The 10,234-nt window shown below is 46.7% G+C and carries 9 protein-coding genes; 7 read left to right on the forward strand and 2 right to left on the reverse strand.

Features of this window, described 5'->3' with window-relative positions:
* Positions 1-72 precede the first annotated feature (72 nt).
* Positions 73-1,977 carry a DNA primase gene (gene dnaG / locus OU814_RS14640; RefSeq protein WP_268183850.1) on the forward strand — a complete coding sequence of 635 codons (1,905 nt, stop codon included), beginning with the start codon at positions 73-75 and terminating at the stop codon, positions 1,975-1,977.
* Positions 1,978-2,015: 38 nt separating this feature from the next.
* Here dnaG and OU814_RS14645 read toward each other — a convergent pair whose 3' ends face one another.
* Positions 2,016-3,191 (reverse strand): TetR/AcrR family transcriptional regulator, encoded by a 1,176-nt coding sequence (locus OU814_RS14645; protein ID WP_268183852.1) that lies wholly within the window; start codon positions 3,189-3,191, stop codon positions 2,016-2,018.
* Between the two features lie 183 nt (positions 3,192-3,374).
* Here OU814_RS14645 and OU814_RS14650 point away from each other — a divergent pair, with 183 nt between their 5' ends.
* From OU814_RS14650 to OU814_RS14665, 4 genes are all read left to right on the forward strand, one after another.
* Positions 3,375-4,214: an acyl-CoA desaturase gene (locus tag OU814_RS14650; protein ID WP_017286722.1), complete on the forward strand. Its 840-nt coding sequence runs from the start codon at positions 3,375-3,377 to the stop codon at positions 4,212-4,214.
* A 227-nt stretch (positions 4,215-4,441) separates the two neighbouring features.
* Positions 4,442-5,524, forward strand: a complete 1,083-nt coding sequence (gene fba / locus OU814_RS14655; RefSeq protein WP_017286723.1) for a class II fructose-bisphosphate aldolase — start codon at positions 4,442-4,444, stop codon at positions 5,522-5,524.
* Between the two features lie 184 nt (positions 5,525-5,708).
* Complete coding sequence (locus OU814_RS14660; RefSeq protein WP_190649033.1) at positions 5,709-6,338, forward strand: lytic transglycosylase domain-containing protein; 630 nt, start codon at positions 5,709-5,711, stop codon at positions 6,336-6,338.
* Positions 6,339-6,523: 185 nt separating this feature from the next.
* Positions 6,524-6,898, forward strand: coding sequence for a DUF4870 domain-containing protein (locus OU814_RS14665; protein WP_017286725.1), 375 nt, complete (start codon positions 6,524-6,526; stop codon positions 6,896-6,898).
* A gap of 66 nt (positions 6,899-6,964) precedes the next feature.
* On the opposite strand, the gene OU814_RS14670 is transcribed toward OU814_RS14665, so the two are convergent.
* Positions 6,965-7,699, reverse strand: a complete 735-nt coding sequence (locus OU814_RS14670) for a DUF561 domain-containing protein (RefSeq protein WP_268183857.1) — start codon at positions 7,697-7,699, stop codon at positions 6,965-6,967.
* A gap of 106 nt (positions 7,700-7,805) precedes the next feature.
* Between OU814_RS14670 and OU814_RS14675 the strand changes: the two genes are divergently transcribed.
* Together OU814_RS14675 and OU814_RS14680 are read left to right on the forward strand one after the other, a co-directional pair.
* The gene (locus tag OU814_RS14675) at positions 7,806-8,966 is read left to right on the forward strand and encodes a pyridoxal phosphate-dependent aminotransferase (RefSeq protein ID WP_268183859.1); all 1,161 of its coding nucleotides are present in this window, start codon (positions 7,806-7,808) and stop codon (positions 8,964-8,966) included.
* A 169-nt stretch (positions 8,967-9,135) separates the two neighbouring features.
* On the forward strand, positions 9,136-10,212 hold the full coding sequence (locus OU814_RS14680; RefSeq protein WP_268183862.1) for an AEC family transporter: 1,077 nt from the start codon (positions 9,136-9,138) through the stop codon (positions 10,210-10,212).
* The last annotated feature ends 22 nt before the right edge of the window (positions 10,213-10,234 follow it).

The raw sequence follows: 10,234 nt of genomic DNA on the forward strand, positions 1-10,234 counted from the left end.
TTAACTCATTCCTATTTACAGCGTATTCCCCAAAGAATCTGCTAGAATAGGTGTACCAACGAAGAGCCGATCATGAACGTTCCTCGCCTGCATCCCGATACGATCGAGCAAGTCAAACAACGTGCTGATATTGTAGACGTTGTTTCGGAACATGTCGTCCTGAAAAAACAGGGTAAAGACTTCGTTGGCTTATGCCCATTTCACGACGACAAATCCCCTAGCTTCACAGTTAGTCCCAGTAAACAATTCTATTACTGCTTTAGCTGTGGTGCAGGCGGCAATACGATTAAGTTTTTAATGGAGTTAGGCAAACGCAACTTTAGCGAAGTTGTGCTCGATCTGGCACGCAAGTATCAAGTCCCCGTTCAAACTCTACAAGCGGAGGATCGCCAGGAACTTCAACGTCAATTGTCAGTTCGAGAACAGCTCTACGAAATTCTGGCAATTACCGCGAAATTTTACGAGCACGCCTTACAGCAGCCTCAAGGAGCCGATGCTCTAGCTTACTTACGCCGCGATCGCAAACTTTCTGTCGAAACGATTCAACAATTCCAACTCGGTTACGCTCCGGCGGGTTGGGACATTCTTTGCAAATACTTAGTTGAACAAAAGAAATATCCGATCGTCTTACTCGAAAAAGCAGGTCTGCTCGTGCCTCGGAAAACTGGAGACGGCTATTACGATCGCTTTCGCAATCGCTTAATGGTTCCGATTCAAGATAGTCAGGGTCGGGTGATTGGCTTTGGGGGACGAACTCTGACGGATGAACAGCCTAAATATCTCAACTCTCCAGAAACCGAACTCTTTGATAAAGGTCGGACGCTGTTTGGGCTAGACAAAGCAAAAAGCGCGATCGCAAAACAGGATCAAGCGGTTGTTGTCGAAGGCTATTTCGATGTGATTGCACTCCATGCTGCTGGAGTGACGAATGCGGTTGCGTCTCTTGGAACGGCGCTCAGCATTGCTCAAGTCAAGCAACTCCTTCGCTATACCGAATCGAAGCGCGTTGTATTCAACTTTGATGCAGATCGCGCAGGCGTTCAAGCCGCAGAACGCGCGATCGGAGAAGTTGCTACGCTTGCCTATCAAGGAGAAGTGCAACTTCGGGTTCTAAATCTCCCGGACGGAAAAGATCCCGATGATTTTCTTAAGAATCACTCTGCAAAAGCGTATCAAGATCTGCTCGATCACGCTCCTCTCTGGCTCGATTGGCAAATTAATCAAGCGATCGCGAATCAGGATCTGAAACAATCCGATCAATTTCAACAGGCAGTCATGGCGATCGTGGCACTTCTCGGAAACCTGCCCAATCCTTCCCTGCGAACGCATTATATTCATCATTGCTCAGAACTGCTGAGCCAAGGCAATAGCCGTCTCACTCAACAAATCGAAGAAAATCTGCGGCTTCAAGTTCGAGGACAGCGCTGGCATGGTCGATCGCAGAAATGGCAAACTCCGGGCGATCGCAACTTACTCGAAGAATGCGAAGCTCAACTGCTGCGTCTCTACCTCCATGCTCCTGAATACCGGGTAGAACTTCGCAACGCAATTTCTGCTCAAGATCTAGAATTCAGTCTGTCTCATCACCGATTTCTCTGGCGACAAATCACAGACATTGAGCAGGATAGTCTAGATGTCGATTTACTAGAACGATTGCGCGATCGCACACACAATTTCCCCCGCGAGATGTCTCAAGTCTATTCGCTGTTTGAACTCGATGAAAAAACACAGCGAGATATCTTGCGCGCGCCGCTTGTGATTCGGTCTGCTACCGCAGGCATTGAGCGGGTAATGTGTGAAAAACGCTATCGCCACTTCCTCGATCTTTGGCAGAAAACGGATCTCAGTACTACGCCTGATCTGGGACAGTTTTATCAGCAAAAAGCTTACGTTGAGAAACAACGTATCACAGAACTCGATCGCTTACGCCAAGTTAGCTTTGTGGATTTGGTGCAAGCTCCGATCGCAGTGGATTAAGTTTGCAATGCACAAAGATTAGTAAAGATTGTTTTCATCTATTTAGCAATTGACCGAGGTGGCTGATCAAGTCTGATTGCTTGTTCAATTGCTAATTTCTCTCGTGCTCGATCGACAAATGGCTGAAGTTGCGCTTCGGTTTGTTGCGTCAAAATCTTCAGATCTGCGATCGTAATGCCTCGCATTAAGAGATCAACACACCAAGTTTGATAGGCTTGTTCGATCCCTGGTTCATTTGGAATTCCCTCAGTCCAATCAGTCCAACGTTGCAGAATATCAGCTTCGGTAATGGGCTGATTCTCACTCGCTAGAAACATGGCAGGAAACGCATCTTTACGAGTTTTGAGCCATTGAGTCAGCGGATTTTTCGTATGAGAACCGTAGCGTTTTTCTAATATCCATTGATTTAACGGAACTTGGCGCGTCGAAACTTGAATTTGCTTGACGTGGTAATCCGATCGCGTCAATTCAGTGAGTTCTCGCGCACTTAAGCCTGCACCGAATAAAACATAAGCGATCGCATAATCCTGAACACCTTGCTTTTTTGCGCGTTGCAAAATGAGATGAACCGTGTCCGCTGGCAAATCACGAACGTCTAAAGATTCAACCTGGGTCGGCTGAATCGCTCCTTGTAGAAATAAAGTTACAAGATTCGTTAAAAAATCGTCGCGACTCTGCCAAAGCTCGTGAAATTCGCTGGTGAATTCGATCACTGCATAGCCTAACAGCATGCCATTTAGAAGACTTGCAAGACTTTCAGACGATAAATTAGGCTGCATTTGGCGGCGATGAATCACGCGATCGAAATATTCCGCCACATAGCGATTGGCTTGGGTCAGACCCCGCCCTAACGCTTCTCGATTTTCGGTCGGGTATTGTCCCGCTTCACCCACCACTGATCGCACCATTTCTGGAACCTGCTCCAGCGCTTCCAAACAGGCGATCGCATATTCTTTCAGCGCTTGGTCGATATAATCAGCTTGATCTGCCCGTTCTACCAGCGTTTGACCGAGTTGAGTAAAAACCGCCGCTTCTTCGATCGCAGCCAGTAACAGCCCATGTTTGTTGCCAAAATGCCGAAACAGAGTCACTTCATTTACGTCGGCTAATTCAGCGATTTGTTTGGTAGTAGTGTCGGTAATACCGTTCGCCGTGAATAACTCTAAGGCGGCTTGGATGAGGCGTTCCCGGGTCGAGTTGCGTGGGGTAGGCATGTCTTTAGAAATAAATATGCAAGTGGCACTTGCATTTAAATTCAGTCGTTGCTAGTCTAAAAATGTAAGTGTTACTTGCAATTGCGTTTCTCAACTTTAACGGATTTGTCGTAAGTTGGGTGATACGAATTCGGTCGTCCTCAATGTTGGTCGATCGAGAGTCAATGTTAGTAAGGGATTTTCATGACTTCTAATTCTGTTCAAGTCAACTCTGAACCAGCCCTGAAATTGGAGTGGACGAACGTTTTTTTCTTTGGGGCATTTCATGCTCTAGCGCTGCTGGCTCCGTTCTGTTTTTCCTGGAAAGCGCTAGGCGTGATGCTCTTGTTGCATTGGTTGTTTGGCAGTATTGGGATTTGTTTGGGCTATCACCGATTGCTGACGCATCGGAGCTTACAAGTTCCCAAGCCTTTGGAATACGTGTTGACTATTATTGGAACCTTGGCAATGCAAGGCGGCCCAATCTTCTGGGTTGCGGGACATCGGATGCACCATTTGCATACGGAAGATGTGGATAACGACCCGTATTCCGCACAACGCGGCTTCTGGTGGAGCCATATGCTCTGGGTGCTTTATCCCCGACAAAAGTTTTTTGATTACAACTCCTACAGAAAGTTTGCCCCCGATCTCGACAAAGAGCCCTTATATCGCTGGCTCGATCGCACGCCCAATTTCTTGATGCTGCAAATCCCAGTGGTGCTGTTTCTCTACTGGTTGGGGGGATGGTCATTTGTGATTTATGGATTTGTGCTGCGGGCAGTCTTGCTGTGGCATAGCACTTGGTTCATTAATTCCGTAACCCATGTGTTTGGGTACAAGACCTATGAGATTGAGGATAATTCGCGAAATCTCTGGTGGGCAGCGCTGCTGACCTATGGCGAAGGATGGCACAATAACCACCACGCTCAGCCGAATGTCGCGAAAGCTGGACGGAAATGGTGGGAGATTGATATGACCTGGTGGGCGATTCGAGCGTTGCAATCGCTTGGTTTGGCTCGTCGCGTGATCATGCCACCGCATTGAATCTACTGAGCGTCAAAACGCGAATGTGGAGGTTTGAATCGACTTTTGCGATCGCGTTTTGATCCCGACTTATTAATGCTTCTAAAACCTATCAGAATATTTAATAGCTATTTTTACCTAACAAACCTAGAAATTCGACGACTACAGAGGCAAAAATTGCCTTAAGATTATCGTAACAATTAAGTTTGTGAAAACAGACCTTGCTGAGATAACCAGGAGAATTCGATATGGCGCTTGTCCCGATGCGGCTGTTGCTGGATCACGCGGCTGAAAACGGTTACGGCATCCCTGCATTTAACGTCAACAACATGGAGCAGATCCAATCGATCATGTTTGCTGCCCATGAAACCGATAGCCCGGTCATTCTGCAAGCTTCGCGTGGTGCACGGAACTACGCTGGTGAAAATTTCCTCCGCCACTTGATTTTGGCGGCAGTTGAAACCTATCCTCATCTTCCGATCGCGATGCACCAAGATCATGGAAATGAGCCTGCAACTTGCTACACGGCGCTGAAGAATAACTTCACCAGCGTCATGATGGACGGTTCTTTGGAAGCAGATGCGAAGACTCCTTCGAGCTACGAATACAACGTGGCTGTGACTTCGGAAGTGGTGAAGGTCGCTCATGCGATCGGCGCTTCGGTCGAAGGTGAGTTGGGCTGTCTCGGATCGCTCGAAACCGGAAAAGGTGAAGCGGAAGATGGTCACGGGTTTGAAGGTGAATTGGATCACTCGATGCTGTTGACCGATCCCGATGAAGCGGTTGATTTCGTTGAGCGGACTCAAGTAGACGCTTTGGCAGTTGCAATTGGAACCAGCCACGGTGCTTACAAGTTCACTCGTAAGCCGACGGGTGAAATCTTGGCAATCAGCCGGATTGAAGAAATTCACCGTCGTTTGCCGAACACTCACTTGGTCATGCACGGATCTTCTTCAGTTCCTGAAGATTTGATCGCGTTGATCAACCAATATGGCGGTGCGATTCCTGAAACCTATGGTGTTCCTGTTGAAGAAATTCAAAAAGGCATCAAGTCGGGTGTTCGTAAAGTCAACATCGATACCGACAACCGTTTGGCAATCACTGCTGCGGTTCGTGAAGCTTTGGCATCAAACGCGAAAGAGTTTGACCCCCGCCACTTCTTGAAACCGTCGATCAAGTACATGCAAAAAGTTTGTGCTGACCGTTACAACCAGTTTGGTGCAGCAGGTCAAGCGAGCAAAATCAAACAGCAACCGATGGAATTGTTTGCTGTGAAGTACAAGAAAGGCGAATTGAATGCAGTAACCAACAAAACGGCTGCTGCGGTCTAATTCTTTTTCATGTGAATTGGGAGGGCTGGATGTCTTAGACATCCAGCTTTTTTTATGAAAATCTCTTATAAAAACGATTTTTTTATTCTGTTTTCCTCGATCGAACGCATCAGAAATTTCAATCATATTCAACAAAAGACACAGATACCTGTAGACTTTTTGAGTTCGTTTCTTCTTTACCTGAATGAGTCTGAATTTTCAAGCGAAGAGCTTTTGTACCCGATTTCGTTTGCCTGAGATTACGAGTATTCTTGTTTTTGCGATCGCATCTCCACTTGTTACAAACTCGCCTGTTTATGCGGCAGATATTGTTGATTCATTTTCGACGTTCATCAGTTTAGAAATTAAACCTCAAACGCAGATTGCACCAGAGGTTATGCTGATCCGCCAAGCAATTATTGGGCAGGAAAGTGGTGCAAATTTCCAAGCGGTTAATCGACATTCTGGTGCGTTGGGATATGCTCAAGTCATGCCAGAAAATTTGCCGCAATGGTCGAAAGAAGCGTTGGGCTTTTCTGTGTCAAGAAAAGACTTTTTGGCAAGCCCTGAATTGCAAATCGCGATCGTGGATTTTAAGCTAAATCAGTACTGGCAGAAGTCAATTGTGGCAAGTCGTGGAAATGTTGCGATCGCAATTCAACGTGTTGCCGCTTGGTGGTACAGCGGGAAACCGGAGAAATATACCTCAACTAAGACGCAATATTATGCAGGACATCGATATCCGAGTATTGCGGCTTATAGCCAGTCGATTTTGCGACGATATCAGCTCATTTTGAATGCACAAAATCCATCGCAGCCGCAACGAGGCGTTTAATCGGTCTGAAATCGATCGAGGATTTCGGCTAACCGCTCTCGTGAGAGTTCCGTTTAGTCTGAAATTAATATGCCTAAAGGAAAAGGCGAGAACAGTTAGAAGTGCGGTAAGCTTCACTACTACAGGCAAGATACAAAACGATAAGATCAACCTGTAAATCGAAAGCACTATAGGAGAACTCCAGGATGCAAACCACTTTTAATCCCGATAAGCGCCGCTTGTTATCCTGCCTCAGTCACGGCTCAATTTTCTTTAGTACCACTCTGTTTTCGTTTGGTGTACCGTTTGCGATCAATTTGCTTTCAGATGATCCAGTGGTGAAAGCCAACGCAAAAGAATCGATGAATTTTCACTTGAATGTTTGGTTCTGGGCGATCGTCATCGGGACACCGATCGCATTCCTCTCATTTATTACCTTCGGATTAGGTGGGTTGCTGTTCTTTCCGGTGATTGCATTCGGATTCTTACTGCACTGGGGTTTAACGATCGTGGCGTTGCTCCATTGCATTGCCAAGCCAGATGAAGCGTATCGCTACCCGTTTATTTTCCGTTTGCTCTAAGGTGCTCAAATCAGTTGCTCAAAGATGAGAACCGGAACAGGTTTAAGCCGTTCCGGTTTTTTGTCTTTAAACGTTGACGGATGCGCGGGTCAGAGATTCGGCTAACGAACGAACCACAGCGATCATTGCCAGTTCATCGTTGAGTTTGTGAATGGCACTGCCGACTCCGATTCCAGAAGCTCCAGCCGCGATCGCGAGAGGCGCAGTGACGCTAGAAAGACCCGATGCACAGAGAACGGGAACGCTTACGGCTCTAGAGATTTCGTAAGCCGCTGCCAAGGTTGGAGCAGCCTTCTCGATTAAGCCTAATGCGCCCGCGTGTTCGGGACTCGAAGAAGTGCCGCCTTCGGTTTGGATCACGTCTGCGCCTGCTTTGACTAACTGTTCTGCCAGTTCAACTTGCTGGTCAAGCGGCAAGATGTGGGGAACCGTGACCGATAACATGATGTTCGGCAAGAGCGCACGAGTCGCGTGAGTCAAGGCTAAAACTTCTTCAGCTTCAAAGCGGCGACCTTGAGCGTAGAAGCTATCGAAGTTACCGATTTCAATTAAATCTGCGCCTGCTTCGACTGCCATTGTGAAGGCTTCAGGTTCGACCGCAGAGACGCAGATTGGCAGATCGGTCAGTTGTTTTGCCATACGGATCAAGGTCGCATCGGCAGCGATATCAACGAAGGTCGCACCACCGAGATCGGCAGCTTTGATCACCGAGGCGACGTTATTGGCATCAAAGTTGTTTAAGCCACTGATGATTTTGAGTGCGTGGCGGTTGGTGAGCGCGGTTTGTAGCGTAGAAATCATGTTGCTTCATTCGAGTAAATGAGTACAGAACATTGTGCCAGAGTTAGAGAAGGATTTTGGATTTTGAAAGTTTGAATTTTGGATTTGCAGAGGGAGAGATTGAAAGATGCAGGATTCGATGCGGATGAGAGCGGTGCAGTCGCCAATTATTCCGATCGTAGGAGAGTTGATTCGGCAAACCCCCGGAACGATTTCCTTAGGGCAAGGTGTCGTAAATTATCCGCCCCCTGATCAGGCGATCGCACAAATTACAAATTTCCTCGCTGATCCTGCAAATCACAAGTATCAAGCGGTAGAAGGAATTCCAGAATTGAAGCGGGCAATCGCTCAGAAGTTAATTACAGAAAATCGAATCGATTTGAGCGATCGCGAAATTGTCGTGACCGCTGGCAGCAATATGGCGTTTTTGAATGTGGTTTTGGCGATCGCCGATCCAGGCGATGAAATCATTTTGCAAACGCCGTTTTACTTTAATCATGAAATGGCGATCGATCTGGCAAACTGTCGAGCCGTTCTTGTACCGACGGATGAACATTATCAAATCCAACCTGATTTGATTCGGGCAGCAATGACGCAGCGAACGCGCGCAGTCGTGACGATTTCACCGAATAATCCGACTGGGGCAGTTTATGCTGAATCGGCATTGCGAGAAGTGAATCAGATCTGTCGCCAACACAATTGCTTTCACATTACAGATGAGGCTTACGAATATTTCACTTATGGGGTTGAACATTTTTCAGCAGGCAGCATTGCTGAAAGCGCTGCTCATACCATTTCGATCTTTAGTTTGTCAAAAGCGTATGGATTTGCGAGTTGGCGGATTGGGTATATGGTGATTCCGAAATTTTTGTTGGAATCCGTGCAAAAAATTCAGGATACGAATGTGATTTGTCCGGCGGTGGTGTCTCAGTTTGCAGCGGTGGGAGCATTGCAAGCGGGGAGAGCGTATTGTCAGGAAAAGTTAAACGCGATCGCCCAAGTCCGAGAAATTGTTTTGGCAAAATTAGAAACCATTCCGCATCTGTGTACCGTGCCAAAAGCAGAGGGAGCATTCTACTTTTTGCTGAAAGTGCAGACTGATTTAGATGCGATGGAGTTAGTCCAGCAATTGATTCGAGATCATCAGGTCGCAGTCTTGCCAGGATTCACGTTTGGGCTGAAAGAGGGATGTTATCTCCGAGTTGGCTATGGAGCATTGGAGAAGGAAACCGCGATCGAAGGAATTCAACGATTGGTCACAGGATTGAAAACAATCTTGGAGACTTAAGGAATCGTTTAGTAGTTCATTCCAATCAATCGGATAGGGAGATAGGGAGGGATCTGAGTCTGGGTTCTCTCCATCTCCTCACTCCGTAAAGACTCGGTGATTATTCCGAAAATGTCGTTGCAGAGGCAATTTTTGGGTACTAAGGAAACGTTCAGAGAGCTACCCGCGCATGAACCCCTTAATCCTCGAAAAAGTTGTCTCCCTTCTCTTGCTCATCGGCATTGGCTATCTGCTCAAACCGAAATTTTCTGCACCTAATTCGATCGCAGTTTTACGCACATTTATCTTAAATGCTGCTTTACCTGCAACCATTTTTCTATCGACTATCGAGATCAACACTAGCCTAAATTTAGTTTTACTTCCTGCGTTTGCGCTCTGTGTTAACTTCTATCTCTTAATTCTCGGAATTCTATTTACGCCGTTAGTGCTCGACCGGAAGAATGCGGCGCAAGCGAGAGCTTTAATTTTGATGTTTCCATCGCTAGCACCGGGTCTTACTGTTTACCCCTTCATTGAGCAGTTTGTCGGGCGGCAGGGGCTGGCTTGGGCAGCGTTGGCAGATATGGGGAATAAGATTTTTGTGCTGATTGGGTTGTATATTCTGGCTTACTTATGGGTCGCTCGATCGCAGAAGCAAGATAACAAAATTCAGTGGGCTGAACTAGGAAAATTTTTACTAACTGAACCTGTGAATATTGCGATCGTATTGGGGATGGTTTTGGCAACGTTGGGGCTAAATGCAGGAACACTTCCCAGTGTTTTAGTCGAGACAATTCAGAAAATTGCTCTTTGCTCAACTCCTCTCATTCTGATGTATGTGGGGATCTCGTTGAAATTGAAGTTACTAGAAGCAAGTAAAATCTTGGCGATTTTGCTTGGGCGAGCAGGCGTAGGATTTCTACTGAGTAGCTGCGCGATCGTGGTGCTGCAACCCACTTCGATCGAAGCAACAGCTTTGTATGTGGCACTTCCGCAAGCATCTTGTAGCCTCTGGGCATTGTTACATACCACCAAAATTAATGAACTATACCCGGCACAAGCTGAACAATTCTTTGACTTAGGCTTTGCAACAGCAATGCTGGCGATGTCAATGCCTTTTTCGGTGATCACGCTACTCTTTATCTTTTCGGCTGATCAGTTTTTCTATGCACCTGCTCACTTGAACTTAGCCGGGATGTTCTGTTTGGGAGTATTTCTGCTGTTTGTTGCTGCTCGAAAGTTCACGGTTGCCCTATTCGCTAAATAACCTGCCAGAGGAATCCTATGAA

This window comes from Leptolyngbya sp. GGD (genome assembly GCF_026735145.1).
Taxonomy (GTDB): domain Bacteria; phylum Cyanobacteriota; class Cyanobacteriia; order Leptolyngbyales; family Leptolyngbyaceae; genus Leptolyngbya; species Leptolyngbya boryana.

What these genes read in the sequence shown, in the direction of transcription:
- OU814_RS14665 (WP_017286725.1), top strand. Translation starts at nt 6,524, where the DNA reads ATGCAAACCACTTTTAATCCCGATAAGCGCCGCTTGTTATCCTGCCTC.
- dnaG (WP_268183850.1), top strand. Translation starts at nt 73, where the DNA reads ATGAACGTTCCTCGCCTGCATCCCGATACGATCGAGCAAGTCAAACAA.
- OU814_RS14675 (WP_268183859.1), top strand. Translation starts at nt 7,806, where the DNA reads ATGCAGGATTCGATGCGGATGAGAGCGGTGCAGTCGCCAATTATTCCG.
- OU814_RS14680 (WP_268183862.1), top strand. Translation starts at nt 9,136, where the DNA reads ATGAACCCCTTAATCCTCGAAAAAGTTGTCTCCCTTCTCTTGCTCATC.
- OU814_RS14650 (WP_017286722.1), top strand. Translation starts at nt 3,375, where the DNA reads ATGACTTCTAATTCTGTTCAAGTCAACTCTGAACCAGCCCTGAAATTG.
- OU814_RS14670 (WP_268183857.1), bottom strand. Translation starts at nt 7,699, where the DNA reads ATGATTTCTACGCTACAAACCGCGCTCACCAACCGCCACGCACTCAAA.
- fba (WP_017286723.1), top strand. Translation starts at nt 4,442, where the DNA reads ATGGCGCTTGTCCCGATGCGGCTGTTGCTGGATCACGCGGCTGAAAAC.
- OU814_RS14660 (WP_190649033.1), top strand. Translation starts at nt 5,709, where the DNA reads ATGAGTCTGAATTTTCAAGCGAAGAGCTTTTGTACCCGATTTCGTTTG.
- OU814_RS14645 (WP_268183852.1), bottom strand. Translation starts at nt 3,191, where the DNA reads ATGCCTACCCCACGCAACTCGACCCGGGAACGCCTCATCCAAGCCGCC.